We start from the raw sequence: 19,802 nt of genomic DNA, 5'->3' as shown, positions 1-19,802 counted from the left end.
GTCGCCATCACGCTTCACCGCGCTCCGCGGTGGCGGTGACTCGGCTGGTTCGGCTGGTTCGGCTGGTTCGGCTGGTTCGGCTGGTTCGGCTGGTTCGGCTTGATCGGCTTGATCGGCTTGATCGGCTTGATCGGCTTGTTCGGCTTGTTCGGCTTGTTCGGCTTGTTCGGCTTGTTCGGCTGGTTCGGCTTGTTCGGCTTGTTCGGCTTGTTCGGCTGGTTCGGCTTGTTCGGCTTGTTCGGCTTGATCGGCTTGATCGGCTTGATCGGCTTGATCGGTCGCATCGGTCTGATCGGCTGGCGCGGCTGGCTCGGCCGCCTCGGCTGGCAAACCGCGCCATTACGCATCGCCGTCATCCCCCGCGCCGTCCCGGTGAAACAGCGCGAGAAACTGCTGCGCGGGAATGCTCAAAGGCCGGTCGCGCCGCACGAGGCTGCCGTACGACGGCAGCTTCTGTTCGAGCGTGTAATCGATGATCGCGACGAGCCCGTGCGCCGCGTTGCGCTGCGCGACCGTCAACGGAATCACGCCGAGCATCGACGAACGGTCGACGAGGTTCATCGTGGTCAGGATCGAGCCCGTTTCGACGAGCCCGCGCGGCATCGGCTGGTGACGCGAGCGGAATTCCCGCTCGACGACCTCGCGCGCCGGGCTGCCGGTCGGCTGCACGATCCACGCATAGTCGAGCAGCGCGTCGAATTCGACCGGCCCCGCGTCCGCGAGCGGATGGTCGCGGCCCGCGATGATCGCGAGCGCCTCGTCGTCGACCACGCGGAAGTCGCAGTCGGTCCCGACGTGGCGCCCGATCACCACTTCGAGCACGCCTTCGCGAAGCTGCGGCATCAGCCGGTCGCTCGTATCGACCGCGATGTCGATCGCGAGCAGCGGATAACGCGCCTTCAACTGCACCAGCGCCTCGGTCAGCCGCCCCGGCGACGCCGCCATGATGCTGCCGATCGCAAGCCGCCCCGCGCTGCCGAGCTGCAGTTCGCCGAGCTCGCGGTTCAGCGCCTCCATGCTGCCGCGGATGCCGCGGAAATAGCCGAGCACGCGCTCGCCGGCCGGGTTCAGCACGAGCCCGCGCCCGATGCGGTCGAACAGCCGCTGGCCGAGCGCACTCTCCAGTTCGGCCAGCATCTTCGTCGCGGCCGGTTGCGTGAGGCCCATCTGCTCGGCCGCCGCGCGCAGCGTCGAGCATTCGTCCACGGCCAGCAGCAGCGCGATCTGGCGCATGCGCAGCCGGTTCAGCAGTTGCGGGGTCGAGTCTCGTCGGTCGATCGAGCCCATTTTTGATTACTCCAGGTTATCGATTCATCAAGAGTTTTCAATTTACCGACTCATTCCGTCTACCTAGCATCAACCCCATAGACCAACGGCCACGCGCCGCCACCGGAGACACCGCATGCACCTCCCCTCGACCGCCGCCACGCAGCCCGTCGTCGCGCTGACGCTCGGCGACCCCGCCGGCATCGGCGCCGAACTGATCGCGAAACTGCTCGCCCGCCCCGACGCGACCGCCCGCGCGAACCTCGTGCTGATCGGCGATCGCTGGCTGTGGGAGGCTGGCCAGCGCGTCGCCGGCGTCACGATCGACGTCGAACCCGTCGCGTCGCTGGCCGCCGTGCGCGGCCGGCCGTCGACCGCGCGCGCCGCGTTCGTCGCGGTCGATACGATCGACGCCGCGCAGGTCACGGTCGGCCAGGCGGATGCTGCCGGCGGCCGCTCGACGCTGGCCGTGCTCGACCAGTGCCTCGACGCCGCGCTCGCCGGCGACATCGACGCGATCTGCTTCGCGCCGCTGAACAAGTACGCGATGAAGCTCGGCGGGCTGCGCCACGACGACGAGCTGCACCACTTCGCCGAGGCGCTCGGCGTGACCGGCTACTTCTGCGAATTCAACACGCTCGGCGAACTGTGGACCGCGCGGATCTCGTCGCATATCCCGCTGAAGGACGCGGCCGGCTGCCTGAGCATCGAGCGGATCGAACAGGCGTCCGAGCTGATCTACCGGTCGCTGCTCGCGAACGGCGTCGCCGCGCCGAGGGTCGCGATCGCCGCGTTCAACCCGCACGGCGGCGACGGCGGCAGTTGCGGCCGCGAGGAAGTCGACATCATCGAGCCGGCCGTGCGCCGCTTGCAGGCGCGCGACTGGCCGACCGACACGCCGTTCCACGGCCCGTTCCCGGCCGACACGATCTTCCTGAAGGCGCAGGCCGGCGATTACCAGGCGATCGTCACGATGTACCACGACCAGGGGCAGATCGCGATCAAGCTGCTCGGCTTCTCGCGCGGCGTGACCGTGCAGGGCGGCCTGCCCGTGCCGATCACGACGCCCGCGCACGGCACCGCGTACGACATCGCGGGCCGCGGCACGGCCGACGTCGGCGCGACCTGGCAGGCGCTGCAGATCGCGTGCCGGATGGGCGCCGCGCGCCGCACCGCCGCCGTTTCGGCGTGACGCTCGCACGCCTTCTACACACGACAACCCCGATTCTGGAGACACCATCATGAAGATCCGCTCCGTACGCGCTCGCGTATTCCAGTGGAAAGGCAAGACCGTCCCGCCGCAGGGCAACTTCTGTTCGAACGCGATGGACCTGCTGTATGCGCCGCAGGAAACGATGAGCACGTTCCGCTTCCATGCGTGGACGGTCGTCGAAGTCGAAACCGACGACGGCATCGTCGGCCTCGGCAACGTCGCGCTCGCGCCGCAGGTCGCGAAGGTCATCATCGACCAGTACCTCGCGCCGCTCGTGATCGGCCAGGACCCGTGGGACTACGAGTACCTGAACCAGCGGATGTACCGCGCGACCCATGCCTGGGGCCGCAAGGGCATCGGCATGGCGGCGATCTCGGCGGTCGACATCGCGATCTGGGACATCCTCGGCAAGAGCGTCGGCAAGCCGGTCTTCAAGCTGCTCGGCGGCCGCACCAAGGAAAAGATTCCCTGCTACTACTCGAAGCTCTATCGCACCGACCTGAAGGCGATGCAAGAGGAAGCGCAGCAGTACCTGAAGGAAGGCTTCCGCGCGTTCAAGATGCGCTTCGGCTACGGGCCCGCGCACGGGCAGCAGGGCGTGGTCGAGAACCTGAAATCGGTCGCGGCGATCCGCGAGGTGATCGGCTACGACAACGACCTGATGCTCGAGTGCTACATGGGCTGGAACCTCGAATATGCGAAGCGCATCCTGCCGAAGCTCGAGAAATACCAGCCGCGCTGGCTGGAAGAACCGGTGATCGCGGACGACCTCGACGGCTACGCGGAGCTGAACCGGCTGACGCGCATCCCGATCTCCGGCGGCGAGCACGAATTCTCGCTGTACGGCTTCAAGCAGCTGCTCGACCGCAAGGCCGTGTCGGTCGTGCAATACGACACGAACCGCGTCGGCGGGATCACGATGGCGCACAAGATCAACGCGCTGTGCGAGGCGTACAGCGTGCCGGTGATTCCGCACGCGGGCCAGATGCACAACTACCACCTGACGATGAGCACGCTCGCGTCGCCGATGAGCGAGTACTTCCCGATGTTCGACGTCGAGGTCGGCAACGAGCTGTTCTATTACATCTTCGACGGCGAACCGGTGGCCGAGAACGGTTTCCTGCAACTGCGCGACGACGTGCCGGGCCTCGGCCTCACGCTGAAGACCGAATTCCTCGACCAGTTCGACATCGTCGAGTGAGGGCCGACATGAACGCACGCTACCAGGGCGTCTTTCCCGTCGTGCCGACGATCTTCGACGCGCACGGCGCGCTCGATCTCGACGGCCAGCGCCGCTGCGTCGATTTAATGATCGATGCCGGTTCGCACGGCCTCTGCATCCACGCGAACTACTCCGAGCAGTTCGCGCTCGGCGACGACGAACGCGATCTCATCACGCGCACCACGCTCGAACACGTCGCGGGCCGCGTGCCGGTGATCGTCACGACGTCGCACTTCAGCGCGCGGATCTGTGCGCAGCGCAATCGCGAGGCCCAGGCGCTCGGTGCCGCGATGGTGATGGTCATGCCCCCGTACCACGGCGCGACGTTCCGCGTGCCCGAGGCCCAGGTGCGCGCGTACTTCCGCGACGTCGCCGACGGCCTCGACATTCCGCTGATGATCCAGGACGCGCCGGCGAGCGGCGTCGCGTTGTCCGCCTCGCTGCTCGCGACGCTCGCGCGCGAAATCGACGCCGTGTCGTATTTCAAGATCGAGACGGCCGGCGCCGCGTCGAAGCTGCGCGAGCTGATCGCGCTCGGCGGCGATGCGATCGAGGGGCCGTGGGACGGCGAGGAAGGCATCACGCTGCTCGCCGATCTCGACGCCGGCGCGACCGGCGCGATGACGGGCGGCGGCTATCCGGACGGGATTCGCCGGATCACCGACGCGTATTTCGCCGGCCGCCGCGACGATGCATACGACGCGTACGCGCGCTGGCTGCCGCTGATCAACTACGAGAACCGGCAGTCGGGCTTCCTCACCGCGAAGGCGCTGATGAAGGAAGGCGGCGTGATCGCGTGCGACCGGCCGCGTTCGCCGTGGCCCGAGCTGCCTCCGCAGGTACGCGCGGGGTTGCTCGACACGGCGCGGCGGCTCGATCCGCTCGTGCTGCGCTGGGGGCGCTAGCGACCGTTTTTGCACCCGCAACGCGCGTGCGTTGCGCCTCGGCGTGACGGCGGCCCGACAGAAGGCTGCCGCCGCTCATCGGATGGATGGAGACACCATGAACCTGCTGAACCCCGCGACCCCGGCCTACGACGCCGGCGAAGCCATTCCGCGCCGCCGCTGGCTGCGCGTGATTCCGCCGCTGCTGCTCGCGTGCATCATTTCCTACATGGACCGCGTGAACATCGCGTTCGCGATGCCCGGCGGGATGAACGCCGATCTCGGCATGGATGCGACGATGGCCGGCCTCGCCGGCGGCATCTTCTTCTTCGGCTACCTGTTCCTGCAGATTCCCGGCGGCCGGCGCGCGGCGCTCGGCAGCGGCAAGGCCTTCATCGCGTGGTCGCTCGTGAGCTGGGCCGTGCTGTCGGTGCTGACCGGGCTCGTCACGCACACGTGGCAGTTGCTCGCGCTGCGCTTCCTGCTCGGCGTGGCCGAGGGCGGGATGCTGCCGGTCGTGCTGACGATGGTCAGCCACTGGTTTCCCGACCGCGAACGCGGCCGCGCGAATGCGATGGTCATCCTGTTCGTGCCGCTCGCCGGCATGATCACCGCGCCGCTGTCCGGCTTCATCCTCGCCGCATACGACTGGCATCACCTGTTCTTCTGCGCGGGCGCGCTGTCGCTGCTGTGCCTCGTCGTCTGGATGCTGTTCGCCGACGACGGCCCGGAGACCGCGCGCTGGGTGTCGCCGCGCGAGAAGGCGTACATCCTCGACGCGCTGCGCGACGAGCAGGAACGCAAGCGCGCGGCCGGCACGCCGGCGGCCACGTCGTTCGGCGCGCTGCTGCGCCACCCGACGATCTGGCTGCTCATCGCGATCAACTTCTGCTATCAGGCCGGCATCTACGGCTATACGATGTGGTTGCCGACCCTGCTGAAAAATCTCACGCACAGCGGGATGGGCCGGGTCGGCCTGCTCGCGATGCTGCCGTACGTCGCGATGGTGATCGGGATGCTCGTCACGTCGTATTGGTCCGACCGGACCGGCAAGCGACGCCTGTTCGTGCTGCTGCCGCTGGTCGGATTCGCCGCGTGCCTCGCGCTGTCGGTGCTCACGCATGCATCGATGGCCGTGTCGTTCGCGTTCCTGATCGGCTGCGGCTTCTTCCTGCAGGCGGCGGCCGGCGTGTTCTGGGCGATTCCGCCGAAGCTCTGCAGCGTCGAGGCGGCCGGCAGCGCCCGCGGCCTGATCAACGCGCTCGGCAATCTCGGCGGCTTCTGCGGCCCGTATGCGGTCGGCGTGCTGACGCAGCACGTGAGCGCGGCGGCCGGCGTCTACAGCCTCGCGGCCACGCTCGCGGTGGCCGGGCTGCTCGCGCTGACGCTGCCGAAGCGCTGCGAGGGCTGACGAACCCGCGCGACAGCGAACGACACACCGGAGACCCATCATGAACGACATCCTGCTGCTGGTGCAGAAATGCGCGCACACTTTCAGCTTCTACGACCTCGACACGAAAGCGCCGCTCAAGCACATCGTGCTGCCGAACTTCCCGCACGAATTCGCCGTCGACGTGAACGACCGCTACGCGTACGTCGGCATCTTCGGAATCGAGACCGCGTGGTCGCGCGGCCATGAAGGCGATCACCGGATCGCCGAGATCGATCTCGTCGAGCGCACGCACACGCGCATGCTCGACCTGTGGCCGTACTACCGGCCGCACGGGATGGCGAGCGACCGCGACGGCCGGCTGTATGCGATGAGCGAAGCGCACGACATGCTGCTCGTATTCGACGAGCCGACCCGCCAGCCCGTGCCGAACATGGCCGTGCCGTCCGGCGGCGCGAAAACGCACCTCGTGACGCTCACGCGCGACGCGAGCCGTGCGTACGGCGTGCATCTGCTGTCGAACACGGTCACGCGATTCCATCCACGCGACGCGACGGTCGCGCCGCGCGCGGTGATGCCCGGCCCACGCCCCGAAGGCAACGCGCTGTCGAGCGACGAGCGCACGCTGTTCGTCGCGAATCGCGGCGACGACACGCTGGTCGAGATCGACACGGAGACGATGACCTGCGGCCGCCGCGTGAAAACGCGTAGCGACCCGAACCGCATCTACCGGACGAGCGCGCCCGACGGCCGCGACCTGCTGCTGTTGACCAACTCCGGCGAGCGGTCGATCTCGGTGTTCGACGCGCGGCAGCTCGAGGAGATCGAGCGCATCGCGCTGCCCGCCAATCCGACCGCGCTGTCGTTCCATCCGTCGCGGCGCGTCGCGTACGTGTCGTTCCAGGACGACCATGTGCGCGAACTTGACCTCGACGCGTGGCGCTTCGTCGGTGCGCTCGCGACGCTGCGCGAGCCCGATGCGTCGTACGTGCTCGCCGGCGCGCGCTGACATGCGCGCTGACATGCGCGACGAAGCGCCGCCCGACGGCATGCCCGATGCGCTCGTCGATGCGCATCACCACCTGTGGCAGCTCGATGCGGGCGCGCACTACCCGTGGCTGCAGGCGCACTACGACCCGGCACGCTTCATGTTCGGCGACTACGCGGCGCTGTGCCGCAACTTCGACGTCGACGATTTCCGGCGCGCGGCGCAATGCGCGCCGCTCGTCGCCAGCGTGCACGTCGAAGCCGAACGCGCGCGCGACGAGGCACTCGCGGAAACGCGCTGGCTGCATGAAGTCGCGGCCGCGCACGCGCTGCCGTCGGCGATCGTCGCGTGGGTCGACCTGCTGGCCGGCGATGCGGACGAACGGCTCGCCGAACAGGCCGCGTGGCCGCGCGTGCGCGGCGTGCGGTTCAAGCCGCGCACCGCGGCTGCGCCGGACGCATCGATCGACGGGCCGGGCGCGCTGCGTGATCCGCGCTGGCCGGCCGCGCTCGAACGCCTCGCCGCGCACGGCCTGAGCTGGGATCTGCGCGTGCCGTTCTGGCATCTCGGCGACGCGGCCGCGATGCTGGTCGATGCACCCGACGTCGATGTCGTGCTCGAACACGCGGGGCTGCCGTGGGACCGTTCCGAAGCCGGACTCGCGCGTTGGCGCGGCGGCATGGCGGCGCTCGCCGCGTTGCCGCGCGTGACCGTGAAAATCTCCGAGCTCGGCCTGCGCGATGCGGCGTGGAACGACGCGGACAACGCGCGGATCATCCGCGACACGATCGCGATCTTCGGCTGGCGGCGCTGCCTGTTCGCCAGCAATTTCCCGGTCGCCGGACTGCGCGTGTCCTATCCCGCACTGCTGCGCACGTTCGCCGGCGCGATCGCGCACCTCGACGGCCCCGCGCGCCGCGCGATCTGGCACGACAACGCGCTGCGCGTCTACCGGATCGCGCTCGACGCGCCGCATCGACCGGCGCGCGGGTAACGCCGCGCGTCCGCCGTTCGTCCGCGCCGGGCCGGCCTCGCGCCGCCCCCCGACCACCACATTTTGTGCATCGCACGACCGAACCTGAGCAAAAAGTATCGGTTCGCGAATTCTTTTGATGTGGTGATCGCATCGCCCCCGTCACACCATTGTCCCTGCCGTCATCGGCGGCATTCGAACAAGCAGAATCAAGGAGACACGGGTGAACAAGATGCGAATCGTCGCAGCCGGCCTGCTGCTCGGCGCCTGTCTGCCGGGCGTCGCGGCCGCGCAAACCTGCAAGGTGCCGACCCTTCGGGTGCTCGCGCAGAAGAGCCTCGGCCTGTCGGTGATGGAGAAATCGCTGGCCGACTACGAGAAGAAGAACGGCACCAAGGTCGAGATCAGCTATTTCGGCGAAAACGACCGCCGCGCGAAATCGCGGCTCGACGCGTCGACCGGCGCGGGTTCGTACCAGATCTACTACGTCGACGAGGCGAACGTCGCCGAATTCGCGTCGGCCAACTGGATCGTGCCGCTCCTGAAGTACTATCCGAAGGACTACGACTACGACGACTTCCTGCCCGGCCGCCGCGCGGTCGCGAGCTACAACGGCGTCGCGTACTTCGCGCCGCTGATCGGCGGCGGCGACTTCCTGTTCTACCGCCGCGACCTGCTCGACGCCGCGCACATCCCGGTGCCGAAGACCCTCGACCAGCTCGTCGCCGCGATCAGGAAGCTCAACGCGCCGCCGAAGCTGTACGGCTGGGTCGCGCGCGGCCAGCGCGGCTCGGGGATGAACGTGTGGCGCTGGTCGCCGTTCATGCTCGGGATGGGCGGCGCGTGGACCGACAAGGGCGGCCAGCCCGCGTTCAATTCGCCGGCCGCGGTGAAGGCCACGCAGCTCTACAGCGACCTGTTCAAGTACGCGCCCCCCGGCTCGGCGACCTACGACTGGAGCAACGCGCTCGAAGCGTTCCGCTCGGGCAAGGTCGCGTTCATGATCGAATCGACGCCGTTCGCGGACTGGATGGAAGATGCGAGCAAGTCGAGCGTGGCCGGCAAGGTCGGCTATACGCGGCCGCCCGCGCCGTTGCCGTCGGCCGCGTACGGGCACGGCTTCGCGATCTCGGCGGTCGGCGCAAAGGACGACTGCACGCGGATGGCCGCCGGCCGCTTCATCGCGTGGGCGACCAGCAAGGACCAGGAGCAGGCGCGGCTGCGCAACGGCGTGTTCAGCGACTACAACCGCTCCAGCACGATCGCCAGCCCGTACTTCAAGCAGCACGTCGCGCCGCAGATCCAGGCCGGGCTGAACGACACCAACCCCGTCACGCAGGTGACGATCTGGCGGACGCCGCAGTGGCCGGATATCGGCGACAACCTCGGCATCGCGCTCGAACAGGTGTTCACCGGCACGCAGACGGACATCCGCGGCACGCTCGACGACGCGGACCAGTATGCGAAGGACGCGCTCGAACATGGCGCTCGCAAATGACGGCACGGGCGGACGCACGCTCGGCGTCCGCCCGGCCCCTTCCGCAACGTCGGTCCGGCGCGGCCGCGCGCGCCGCGATCGCACGAGCCTGCCGTGGGTGTTCCTCGCGCCGACGCTCGCGCTGCTCGCGGTCCTGAGCCTCGTCCCGACGATCGCCGCGATCAACCTCGCGCTGCGCAACCGCGTGCTGCGCTACCCGGACAGCGAATACGTCGGCCTGCGCAACTTCGTCCGGCTCGCGTCGGACCGGCGCTTCCTGAACGCGATCGAGGTGTCGGTGCTGTGGGAAGTCGTCACGGTCGCCGGCGCGGTGCTGGTCGGGATCGCGCTCGCGGTGTTCCTGTTCGAGCGCGTGCACGGCCGCTGGCGCCGCTTCGCGTCGCTGGTGCTGATCATGCCGGTGCTGCTGCCGCGCGTGTCGGCCGCGTTCATCTGGAAGTTCATGTACGCGCCGCTCACCGGCATCCTGAGCTGGCTGCTCGGCACGCTCGGCGTCGAGCACACCGCGTTTCTCGCCGATCCGCATCTCGCGCTGTACGCGGTCGCGCTCGTCGACGTGTGGCAGTGGGGGCTGTTCTTCGCGGTCGTGATCCTGAAGCTGCTGGAGACACTGCCGCCGGAGCCGCTCGAGGCCGCGCGGCTCGACTACGCGACGACCTGGCAGGTGCATGCGTACATCGCGCTGCCGATGCTGAAGGCGCCGCTCGTGAGTCTCGTGTTCATCAAGATGGTCGAATCGCTGCGCTCGTTCGACCTGATCTACGTGATGACCAAGGGCGGCCCCGGCATCGCGACCGAAACGCTCGATCTCTACGCGTACCAGCAGGGCATCGGCCTCGCCGGCAAGGTGTCGTATGCGTCGGGCATGGCCGTGCTGATGATGGTCGCGACCACGCTGGTCTTCACGCTCATCTGGAAGAGGGTCAACAAATGGGACGACTGATGGCCCGCCGCGGCCCCGCCGCCGTTTCCACCGTCGCGATCGCCGGCGCGATCCTGCTCGTCGCCGCGTTCCCGCTGTTCTGGGCCGTGCTCAATTCGCTCAAGCACCTGCTCGACATCGTCACGCCGACGCCGCGCTTCTTCTTCACGCCGACGCTCGCGAACTACGAACAGGTGCTGTCGAGCCCCGAAGTGCTGATCGGGCTCGGCAACAGCATCGCGATCGTCGGCGCGGCGGTGCTGATCGGCGCCGTGCTCGGCGTGCCGGCCGCGTATGCGATCGCGCGCTACCCGGTGCGCGGCAAGCGGGACATCCAGTTCTTCCTGCTGTCGCTGCGATTTCTGCCGCCCGTCGCGGTCGCATTGCCGCTGATCGCGATCTGGGTCGATCTCGGGCTGTACGACACCAAGCTGTCGATGATCGTCACGTACCTGCTCGTCACGCTGTCGACCATCACGTGGCTGTCGATCCCGGTGTTCCGCCGGCTGCCGCGCGAGATCGAGGAAGCCGCCGCGCTCGACGGCTACGGCCCGTACGCGGTGTTCTGGCACATCGCGCTGCCGGTGTGCGCGAGCACGCTGCTCGGCGGCATCGTGTTCAGCTTCGTGCTGGTGTGGAACGAACTGATGATCGCGCTCGCCCTCACGTCGTCGCGCAGCGCGACGCTGCCGGTGGTCGCGTCCGCGTTCACGTCGCTCGGCCAGGAAGTGCCGTGGGGCGTGATCAACGCGTCGACGGTGCTGCTCGCGCTGCCGCCGCTCGTCTTCGTCGGCATGCTGAGCCGCCTGCTCAATTCGATGGTCAAGGGAAAATAAGGAGAACACGTTGAAAGCGCTCGTACTCGAACGCACGCGCGAGCTCGCGCTGCGCGACATCGACCTGCCGCAAGCGGTCGGCCCCGGCGACGTCCGGATCAAGGTCCATACGGTCGGCGTCTGCGGCAGCGACGTGCATTACTACGTTCACGGCGGGATCGGCCCGTTCCGCGTCGATGCGCCGATGGTGCTCGGCCATGAAGCGTCCGGCACGGTCGTCGAGACCGGCGCCGACGTCACGCACCTGCGCGTCGGCGACCGCGTGTGCATGGAGCCCGGCGTGCCGCGCCTCGATTCGCCCGCGACGCTGCGCGGGCTCTACAACCTCGATCCCGACGTGCGCTTCTGGGCGACGCCGCCGATCCACGGCTGCCTGACGCCGTTCGTCGTGCATCCGGCCGCGTTCACGTACCGGCTGCCCGACAACGTGTCGTTCGCCGAAGGCGCGATCGTCGAGCCGCTGTCGATCGGCCTGCAGGCCGCGAAGAAGGCGGCGATGAAGCCGGGCGACCTCGCGGTCGTGATCGGCGCCGGCACGATCGGCGCGATGACGGCGCTCGCCGCGCTCGCCGGCGGCGCCGCGCGCGTGATCCTCGCCGACGTCGTGCCGGACAAGCTCGCGCTGTTCGCCGGCAACCCGGCCGTCACGACCGTCGACGTGCGTACGCGGCCGCTGGCCGACGCGGTGGCCGAAGCCTCTGGCGGCTGGGGCGCGGACGTCGTGTTCGAGGCGAGCGGCAGCGCGAACGCGTATGCGGGCCTCGTCGACCTGATGTGCCCGGGCGGCTGCGCGGTGCTGATCGGGATGCCGGTCGCGCCGGTGCCGCTCGACGTGGTCGCGCTGCAGGCGAAGGAAGGCCGCATCGAGTCGGTGTTCCGCTACGCGAACATCTTCCCGCGCGCGCTCGCGCTGATCGCGTCCGGCGCGATCGACGTGAAGCCGTTCATCTCGCGCACGTTCCCGTTTTCCGAAGGCGTGCGCGCGTTCGAGGAAGCGGCGAGCGGACACCCGCGCGACGTCAAGATTCAGATCGAAATGGATTGAGCCATGGCCCAGATCACCTGCAAGGCTTTGTCGAAGCACTACGACGGCGGCCCCGCCGTGCTGCATCCGCTCGACCTCGAGATCGCCGACGGCGAATTCATCGTGCTGCTCGGCCCGTCCGGCTGCGGCAAGTCGACGATGCTGCGGATGATCGCGGGCCTCGAGGCGATCACCGGCGGCGAGCTCGTGATCGGCGATGCGGTCGTCAACGACCTGCCGTCGCGCGAGCGCAATGTCGCGATGGTGTTCCAGAACTATGCGCTGTATCCGCACATGACGGTGTACGACAACATCGCGTTCGGCCTGCGGCGGCTGAAGGTGCCGGCCGACGAGATCGACCGCCGCGTGCGCGACGTCGCGCGCATCCTGAGCCTCGACGCGCTGCTCGACCGCCGTCCGCGCGCGATGTCGGGCGGCCAGCAGCAGCGCGCGGCGATCGCGCGCGCGATGATCAAGACGCCCGCCGTGTTCCTGTTCGACGAGCCGCTGTCGAACCTCGACGCGAAGCTGCGCACGCAGTTGCGCGGCGACATCAAGCGGCTGCACCGGCAACTGAAGACGACCACGCTGTACGTCACGCACGATCAGCTCGAGGCGATGACGCTCGCCGACCGCGTCGTGCTGATGCGCGGCGGCCACATCGAGCAGATCGGCACGCCGGCCGAGCTGTACGGCCAGCCGCACACGGTATTCGCGGCCGGGTTCGTCGGCACGCCGGCAATGAACTTCGCGGACGGCACGATCGCGCGCGTCGGCACGAACGTGCTGCTCGACTGCAACGGCGCGCGCTGGCCGCTCGCGTCCTCGCGCTTCGCACGGCTGCAGGACGGCCAGCGGGTGAAGGCCGCGATCCGCCCGAACCACCTGCAACTCGTCGCCGAAGGCGATCCGACCCCGGGCACGCTCACGCTGACCGGCACGGTCGAACTCGTCGAGCTGCTCGGCGCCGAGGCGCTCGTCACGCTGGACTGGCGCGGCCAGCCGTGCGCGGCCCTCGTGCCGGCCCCGATGGCCCCGGCGCCGGGCGCCGTGGTAGCGTTCCGCTTCGACGAAGAAGCCCTGCATCTGTTCGACGCCGGCACCGAGCGCAACGTCACACTGCCGGACGCGAACCCGATCGCGCACGCGGCGCCGCCGGCGGCCGCGACGCGCACCACGCCGCCTGCCGCGACGGGCTGGTCGATGTCCCGTTCGTAGCACGCCGGCACGCCCCGACGGAGTACACGATGAACCCGGATCTCGAGATCGTTCCCACCCACCGCGACGAATCGTTTCGCGCGTGGGTCCACGACTATCCGCATTCGGTCGCGAAGTGGCACTTCCATCCCGAGTACGAGATTCATCTGATCCAGGCGTCGCACGGCAAGGTGTTCGTCGGCGACCACATCGGCGATTTCGGCCCCGGCAACCTGATCGTCACCGGGCCGAACCTGCCGCACAACTGGGTCAGCGAGCTGGCCGACGGCGAACGCGTGCCGTCGCGCGACGTCGTGCTGCAGTTCTCGCGCGATGCGATCGAGAAGATGGTCGGCGCGTTCAGCGAGCTGCAGCCGGTGATCGACCTGATCGACGATGCGGCGCGCGGCGTGCAGTTTCCCGACCGCGTGGGCATCGAGGTCGCGCCGCTGATGCTCGAACTCGCGAATGCGCACGGCTGCCGCCGCGTCGAGATCCTGATGTCGCTGTTCGACCGGCTGTCGTCGTGCCGCGAGCGGCGCGTGCTCGCCGGCCCCGGCTACCGCAGCGACGCGCAGCACTACATGTCGTCGACCATCAACCAGGTGCTGTCGTACCTGCAGCAGAACCTGCCCGGCATGCTGCGCGAAGCCGACGTCGCCGCGTTCGCCGGCATGAGCGTCAGCACCTTCACGCGGTTTTTCCGGCGTCATACCGGCTCGTCGTTCGTGCGCTACCTGAACCGGCTGCGCATCAACGAAGCGTGCGAGCTGCTGATGTTTTCCGACCTGACGGTGACCGACATCTGCTACCGGGTTGGCTTCAACAACCTGTCGAACTTCAACCGTCAGTTTCTCGCGATGAAGCAGGTGCCGCCGTCGAAGTTCCGCGCGCTGCACCGGCTCAACGAACCGCACGGTCGCGACGACGCGCCGCCCCCGCGACGCGCGCCGCCCCGCGCCCCAGACAGGACGCTTCATACGTGACATATCTCGGCATCGACCTCGGCACGTCCGAGGTCAAGGTTCTGCTCACCGATTCCCGATCGGTGCCCCTCGCGACCGGCTCGGCCGCGCTGTCGATCAGCCGGCCGCATCCGCACTGGTCCGAACAAAGCCCGCAGGCGTGGTGGCACGCGATGCTCGACGCGATCGCGTCGGTGCGCGCCGCGCATCCGGCCGGCTTCGCCGCGCTGCGCGGCATCGCGCTGTCCGGCCAGATGCACGGCGCGACGCTGATCGACCGCGCGGACCAGGTGCTGCGCCCCGCGATCCTGTGGAACGACACGCGCGCCGGCACCGAATGCGTCGAGCTGGAAGCGCTGGTGCCGGAATCGCGCGCGATCACCGGCAACATGGCGATGCCCGGCTTCACCGCGCCGAAGCTGCTGTGGCTCGCGAAATACGAGCCCGCCGTGTTTCGCGCGGTCCACAAGGTGCTGCTGCCGAAGGACTACCTGATCTGGCGCCTGTCCGGCGAATTCGTGTCCGACATGTCCGACGCGGCGGGCACGCTGTGGCTCGACTGCGCGCGCCGCGACTGGTCGGACCGGATGCTCGCCGCAACCGAGCTGTCGCGCGCGCAGATGCCGCGCCTCGTCGAAGGCAACGCGCCCGCCGCGCAGTTGCGCGATGCGTTGCGGCGCGAATGGGGCATCGACGGGCCCGTGACGATCGCCGGCGGCGCCGGCGACAACGCGGCGTCCGCGATCGGCATGGGGGTCACGGGCGCCGGCAGCGGCTTCCTGTCGCTCGGCACGTCGGGCGTGCTGTTCGCCGGCAACGACCGCTTCGCGCCGAACCCGGACGCCGCCGTGCACGCGTTCTGCCACTGCGTCGAAGGACGCTGGCACCAGATGAGCGTGATCCTGTCGGCGGCCGCGAGCCTCGACTGGCTCGCGCGTGCGCACGGCACGACCGCCGGCGCGCTCGCTGCGCGCGCCGAACGCGCCGATCCGGCCCGCGCGCCGCTGTTCCTGCCGTATCTCGGCGGCGAGCGCACGCCGCACAACGACGCGCATGCGCGCGGCGTGTTCTTCGGGCTGTCGAACGAACACGATGCGGATGATCTCGCGTATGCGGTGATGGAAGGCGTCGCGTTCGCGATGGCCGACGGCTACGACGCGCTGCGCGCGGCCGGCACGACGCTCGACGCGGTGTCGTTCATCGGCGGCGGCTCGAAGAGCGCGTTCTGGGCGCGGCTGTGCGCGAATGCGACCGGGCTCGCGATGCAGCGCCATGCGGACGGCGCGGTCGGCGCGGCACTCGGCGCCGCGCGGCTCGCGCGGCTGGCGGCGACGAACGACACGCTGGAGGAGGTCTGCGTCGCGCCGCCCGTCACGGAGACGGTCGCGCCCGATGCCGCGTCGGTCGATCTGCTGGCGGGGCGGCTCGCGCGCTACCGGCGGTTGTATCGCGCGCTGCGGGACGAGTTCGCGGCGGCTGACTGAACGCCCGCGCGATCGCGCTTGACCCGGCCCTTGGGATCGCCTTTATGCTGGGCGCAACGAATCGACAGCAAAGAGGTGACGGATGGGTACCGCCACACCCGGCTTGAACGCGTCGGCCGCCGCCGCGCGGCTCGGCGTCTCGATCAAGGCGCTGCGGCTGTACGAGCGGCACGGCCTCGTCACGCCGGCGCGCACGCCGGCCGGATACCGCACGTACGGCGCGGACGATCTCGCCCGCGCCGCCGACATCGCGGCACTGCGCAAGCTCGGCCTCACGCTCGCGCAGGTCGCGAGCGTGCTCGACGGCGACGCGCGCGGTCTCGACGCAGCGCTGGCCGCCCACGAAGCGGCGCTCGATCACGGGATTCACGATTTCGTCAGCAAGCTCGACCGCGTGCGCGCGATGCGCGCCGGCCTGGCACGCGGGCGGATGCCGGCGGACGGCGAACTCACGCGGCTGCTCGACCCCGGCAGCGCCGGCGTCGCGTTCAGCCTGCCGTGGCCGTGGGGCGGCGAGTGGTTCGAGTGTCGCGATATCCGGCCGCTGAACTACATCATCGGTTCGCCGGGGAGCGGCAAGACGCGGCTCGCGCTTCGGCTGGCGGAGGCGCTGCCTGGCGCCGTGTTCGTCGGCCTCGATCGGCTGGACGACGATTGTGCGGCGGCATCCGACGCATTGCGCGCCGATCCGCAACTGAAGTCACGTGTGGACCGCACGTCGGCGTTGCTCGTCGGCACGGGCGCGACGCCTTCGGCGGCGCTGACCGCGCTGCTCGTCAGCCTCGAAGCGGAAAGTCCGCGCGTGCGGATCGTCGACCTGATCGAGCAGGGCCTCGATCGGGCCACGCAACTGGCGCTGATCGCGCATCTGCGCGACAGCGCGGCCGCCGGCATGCGGCCGCTGTTCCTGCTGACGCGCTCGACGACGATCCTCGATCTCGCGGCGGTCGGTCCCGACGAAACCATCCTGTTGTGCCCGGCCAATCACAGCCCGCCCGCACGCGTGGCGCCTTACCCCGGCGCGCCGGGGTATGAAGCCGTGGCCACGTGCCTGGCGGCGCCGGAAGTCCGCGAGCGGATCGCGCGGCGGCCGGAAGCGCGCGCTATGATGCTCGGTACGGAACGCGAAATGAATTGAATGTTTCGCGACCTGTCCGTCGGAGAACATGATGGCACGCGACACGCGGGTAGAAATCGAACTCGACGATATCGAATCGACCGAACAGTTGCACGTACGACTGATGAAGAAGTTGAGTTTCCCGGATTGGTATGGAAGAAACTGGGATGCGTTCTGGGACGCCATTACCGCGCTGGTCGATATGCCGCTCATTCTCCGGCTGAAAGGCTGGTCGGAATTCGAACGCCGCTTTCCCCGCGACGCGAAGCTGATGCGCGACTGCCTGCAGGACATGGCCCGGCAATATCCGGCCTTCGCACCCCGTGTCGAATACGATTGATCGAACTCGCCGCGAGCCGCAAGATCGCGCGTCCGTTCCTTCCAGACTAGATCGCGACAACCTCAAATGGATTTGCCCCCGGATTGACGCCATTGTGACGGTTGCGCCACCGTCACGATCCCAGCCGCCCCATCCTCCGCGCCATCGCCGGGCTCACCGCATGCACGGGATCGAAGCCGAAGAACTCGAGCACGTGCCGCGCGACGTCGTCGCGATCGTTGTCCGCGCAGATCATGTGATAGCTGTTCTCCAGCACGATCCCGCGCGCGTCGGGCAGCTTCTCCAGCAGGAAGTCGGCCGAGCGCAGGCTCGTCAGCTCGTCCTCGCGCGCATGCAGCACGAGCGTCGGGCACGGCGTGCCGGCCGCGGCGTCGAGCGCCCAGTCGCGCATCCGGTCCACCTGCCGCACGCACGCGAGCGGCACCCACGCATAGTGGAAACTGTCCTGCCGCTCGAACTTCTTCTTCACGATCGCGCGGATCGTCGCGTTCTTGATGCCGAACGGATCGCCTTCCTCCACGCGCATTCGCTCGGCGACACCCGGCACGCGGTACAGCACGTGCCGCAGCGACCGGTACCACGGCGTCGACCAGCCGTCGATGAACATCGGCGTCGCCAGCAGCGCGAGCCGGCCGCGCGCATGCTGCACGCGATGACACAGCAGCAGCGCGACGAGCGCGCCCATGCACATCCCCGCGACGTGCAGCGTGTCGTACTCGCGCGCCAGCGTGCGGTATTGTTCGGTCACCGCATCGAGCCACGCCTCCGCGCGCACGCCGACCAGATCCTCCGGGCGCGTGCCGTGCCCCGGCAGCGTGATCATGTGCGTGTCGCCGCCCGCGCGCCGCATCGCCTTGTGCAGCGAACCGAGATCGTATTGCGTGCCGCCGAGCCCGTGGATCAGCAGCACGCCCGTGCGGCCCGTCATGACGCGTACCCGCTCATTCGTCCGCCGGCCACACGCGCTCGAGCTGCCACACGCCCGCCACCACCGTCACGTCGACGTTCGAATCCAGCAGCGGCGCGCCGTGGTCGGTGATCGTCCGCGTGCCGCCGTCGCGCAGCACGATGCGCAGCGACAGCGACGCGCGGTCCTCGCCCGCGATCTCCGCATTCCAGTAGTCGCGCAGCGCGTCGCGATCGCCCGGCTGCACGCGTTCGAGCACGAGCGGCACGGTCGCGATCTGCGCGGCGTCGACGCCGACGCCGAACACGCGCTCGACGTCGCCGCTCCACTCGATGCGGCCCGACTCGGGATCGAGCACGTACGCGATCTGGCCGGCGCTCGCGAGCGCGAGCTCCATGTTGTTCTGCAGGACGGCCGCATGCTCGTGCACGCGCTCGCGTGTCGTCTTCAGCGTGCTGACCGTCAGCACCAGCAGCGACGCGACCGCCAGATAGAGCTGCGCTTCGAGCAGCGCGCTGCCGTAATGCGCGTGAAGCGACGCGAACGGGCCGTCGCCTTGTGCGGTCTGCTCGATCACGATCAGCGCGAGCACCAGCACCGACGACGAACCCGCCCGGCCGCCGAGCAGCAGCGTCACCGCGACCGTCAGGAACAACGGGACATACGTGAGCGCGAAGCCGGCGCCCGTGCCGAATTTCCGCGACGTATCGCCGTCGAAGATCACGAGCGCGACGGCCGCGAGCAGCACGAACGCGACGATGCCGAGCACCAGGTCGAAGCGCTCGTGGTCGCCCGAACGGTGCGCGCGAAAGCGCGACCACGACGCGAGCACCGGCGTGACCAGCAGCACGCCGACGAAATCGGATGCGGCCCACACCGACCACACGTCGAAGAACGGCGCGCCCTTGAGCGTCGTGTACCACGCCGCGCCGCCGATCGCGCCGACGACGCCCGCGATCATCCCGGCGAGGATCACCGAGCGCAGGAAATACAGCCCTTCGAGCGAAAAGCGCACGCGCTGCACGAGCCAGACCGCGAGCGCGGCCGCGCCGACCTCGTCGACCGTGAACAGCACCGCGTTGACGAGGCTGCCGTGCTCGATGGCGGTCAGCGCGAGTTGCCCGACCAGGAACGCGCCGGCCAGCGTCAGCCAGTCGCGCATCGGCCGCAGCATGAATGCGCCGACCGTCACGCCGGCCGGCAGCCAGATGTAGCCCGTCAGCCGGACGGGGCCGTTGAATTCGTGCGAGATGTAGCCGGTCGCGAGATACAGCGCCGCCCAGAGCAGCGCGGCGACGAGCCCCGGCCGCGATCGTTTGGTGTCCATCGAGAATCCCTGTGTATTGCGCCGTGCGTGCGAGCGATGTGCGAATGATAGGCGGGCGGGTTGAACGGCGGAATACCGGACGGCGGCAGCACGTTCGGGGCACCGGCGCGCGCCCGCAAGCTGGCGAGTGTGACCGGCAAGGTATCGGAAAAGTTCGCCGCTTGCCGGGCGCTATCGGGACACGTCTGCAAGTCGTCTTGTCCTGATGGCCAAAATCGGCCGCGGCCGGTCATTCGGCCCTACGATGAA

The 19,802-nt window shown here is 69.0% G+C and carries 19 protein-coding genes; 15 read left to right on the top strand and 4 right to left on the bottom strand.

Translation table 11 applies throughout. The features are described 5' to 3' along the window. Nucleotides 1-14: 14 nt before the first annotated feature. Together H0X90_RS14970 and H0X90_RS14965 are read right to left on the bottom strand one after the other, a co-directional pair. The gene (locus H0X90_RS14970; RefSeq protein WP_230878111.1) at nucleotides 15-284 is read right to left on the bottom strand and encodes a hypothetical protein; all 270 of its coding nucleotides are present in this window, start codon (nucleotides 282-284) and stop codon (nucleotides 15-17) included. Nucleotides 285-339: 55 nt separating this feature from the next. Continuing rightward, the gene (locus tag H0X90_RS14965; protein WP_058902501.1) at nucleotides 340-1,287 is read right to left on the bottom strand and encodes a LysR family transcriptional regulator; all 948 of its coding nucleotides are present in this window, start codon (nucleotides 1,285-1,287) and stop codon (nucleotides 340-342) included. A 115-nt stretch (nucleotides 1,288-1,402) separates the two neighbouring features. Between H0X90_RS14965 and H0X90_RS14960 the strand changes: the two genes are divergently transcribed. From H0X90_RS14960 to H0X90_RS14890, 15 genes are all read left to right on the top strand, one after another. Continuing rightward, on the top strand, nucleotides 1,403-2,458 hold the full coding sequence (locus tag H0X90_RS14960) for a 4-hydroxythreonine-4-phosphate dehydrogenase PdxA (protein ID WP_077189821.1): 1,056 nt from the start codon (nucleotides 1,403-1,405) through the stop codon (nucleotides 2,456-2,458). A gap of 49 nt (nucleotides 2,459-2,507) precedes the next feature. Continuing rightward, on the top strand, nucleotides 2,508-3,680 hold the full coding sequence (locus tag H0X90_RS14955; RefSeq protein WP_060264175.1) for an L-rhamnonate dehydratase: 1,173 nt from the start codon (nucleotides 2,508-2,510) through the stop codon (nucleotides 3,678-3,680). A gap of 8 nt (nucleotides 3,681-3,688) precedes the next feature. Next, the gene (locus tag H0X90_RS14950) at nucleotides 3,689-4,606 is read left to right on the top strand and encodes a dihydrodipicolinate synthase family protein (RefSeq protein ID WP_077189822.1); all 918 of its coding nucleotides are present in this window, start codon (nucleotides 3,689-3,691) and stop codon (nucleotides 4,604-4,606) included. Nucleotides 4,607-4,703: 97 nt separating this feature from the next. Next, nucleotides 4,704-5,996: an MFS transporter gene (locus H0X90_RS14945; protein WP_077189823.1), complete on the top strand. Its 1,293-nt coding sequence runs from the start codon at nucleotides 4,704-4,706 to the stop codon at nucleotides 5,994-5,996. 40 nt (nucleotides 5,997-6,036) lie between these two features. Further along, nucleotides 6,037-6,984 (top strand): YncE family protein, encoded by a 948-nt coding sequence (locus tag H0X90_RS14940; protein WP_077189824.1) that lies wholly within the window; start codon nucleotides 6,037-6,039, stop codon nucleotides 6,982-6,984. 13 nt (nucleotides 6,985-6,997) lie between these two features. Continuing rightward, nucleotides 6,998-7,957: an amidohydrolase gene (locus H0X90_RS14935; RefSeq protein WP_077189910.1), complete on the top strand. Its 960-nt coding sequence runs from the start codon at nucleotides 6,998-7,000 to the stop codon at nucleotides 7,955-7,957. 202 nt (nucleotides 7,958-8,159) lie between these two features. Continuing rightward, nucleotides 8,160-9,434, top strand: a complete 1,275-nt coding sequence (locus H0X90_RS14930; protein ID WP_006482338.1) for a sugar ABC transporter substrate-binding protein — start codon at nucleotides 8,160-8,162, stop codon at nucleotides 9,432-9,434. Further along, nucleotides 9,418-10,377, top strand: a complete 960-nt coding sequence (locus H0X90_RS14925; protein ID WP_006494551.1) for a carbohydrate ABC transporter permease — start codon at nucleotides 9,418-9,420, stop codon at nucleotides 10,375-10,377. Before H0X90_RS14930 ends, H0X90_RS14925 begins: the two co-directional genes overlap by 17 nt. Then, the gene (locus tag H0X90_RS14920) at nucleotides 10,365-11,192 is read left to right on the top strand and encodes a carbohydrate ABC transporter permease (RefSeq protein WP_006482351.1); all 828 of its coding nucleotides are present in this window, start codon (nucleotides 10,365-10,367) and stop codon (nucleotides 11,190-11,192) included. The genes H0X90_RS14925 and H0X90_RS14920 overlap by 13 nt, the downstream gene beginning before the upstream one ends. Before the next feature lie 10 nt (nucleotides 11,193-11,202). Further along, nucleotides 11,203-12,237 carry an NAD(P)-dependent alcohol dehydrogenase gene (locus H0X90_RS14915; protein WP_006494552.1) on the top strand — a complete coding sequence of 345 codons (1,035 nt, stop codon included), beginning with the start codon at nucleotides 11,203-11,205 and terminating at the stop codon, nucleotides 12,235-12,237. Between the two features lie 3 nt (nucleotides 12,238-12,240). Then, nucleotides 12,241-13,434 carry an ABC transporter ATP-binding protein gene (locus tag H0X90_RS14910; RefSeq protein WP_062885122.1) on the top strand — a complete coding sequence of 398 codons (1,194 nt, stop codon included), beginning with the start codon at nucleotides 12,241-12,243 and terminating at the stop codon, nucleotides 13,432-13,434. 29 nt (nucleotides 13,435-13,463) lie between these two features. After that, nucleotides 13,464-14,399: an AraC family transcriptional regulator gene (locus H0X90_RS14905; RefSeq protein WP_006482319.1), complete on the top strand. Its 936-nt coding sequence runs from the start codon at nucleotides 13,464-13,466 to the stop codon at nucleotides 14,397-14,399. Further along, entirely contained in the window at nucleotides 14,396-15,862 is a 1,467-nt protein-coding gene (xylB, locus tag H0X90_RS14900; RefSeq protein WP_006482345.1) for a xylulokinase, read from the top strand. Before H0X90_RS14905 ends, xylB begins: the two co-directional genes overlap by 4 nt. Nucleotides 15,863-15,944: 82 nt before the next feature. Continuing rightward, a complete protein-coding gene (locus H0X90_RS14895; protein WP_077189825.1) occupies nucleotides 15,945-17,000 on the top strand; it encodes a MerR family transcriptional regulator in 1,056 nt (351 codons plus the stop codon). A 31-nt stretch (nucleotides 17,001-17,031) separates the two neighbouring features. Further along, entirely contained in the window at nucleotides 17,032-17,319 is a 288-nt protein-coding gene (locus H0X90_RS14890; protein WP_027813915.1) for a barstar family protein, read from the top strand. A 112-nt stretch (nucleotides 17,320-17,431) separates the two neighbouring features. On the opposite strand, the gene H0X90_RS14885 is transcribed toward H0X90_RS14890, so the two are convergent. Both H0X90_RS14885 and H0X90_RS14880 read right to left on the bottom strand, forming a co-directional pair. Beyond that, complete coding sequence (locus tag H0X90_RS14885; protein WP_077189826.1) at nucleotides 17,432-18,247, bottom strand: carboxylesterase; 816 nt, start codon at nucleotides 18,245-18,247, stop codon at nucleotides 17,432-17,434. Nucleotides 18,248-18,260: 13 nt separating this feature from the next. Continuing rightward, complete coding sequence (locus H0X90_RS14880; protein WP_006482331.1) at nucleotides 18,261-19,553, bottom strand: MASE1 domain-containing protein; 1,293 nt, start codon at nucleotides 19,551-19,553, stop codon at nucleotides 18,261-18,263. Nucleotides 19,554-19,802: the final 249 nt, after the last annotated feature.

It is taken from the genome of Burkholderia sp. 9775_39 (assembly GCF_015712225.1).
Lineage (GTDB): Bacteria > Pseudomonadota > Gammaproteobacteria > Burkholderiales > Burkholderiaceae > Burkholderia > Burkholderia cenocepacia.
Note: the sequence above shows the minus strand (reverse complement) of the source record. Positions and strands in the feature narration are given on the sequence as shown.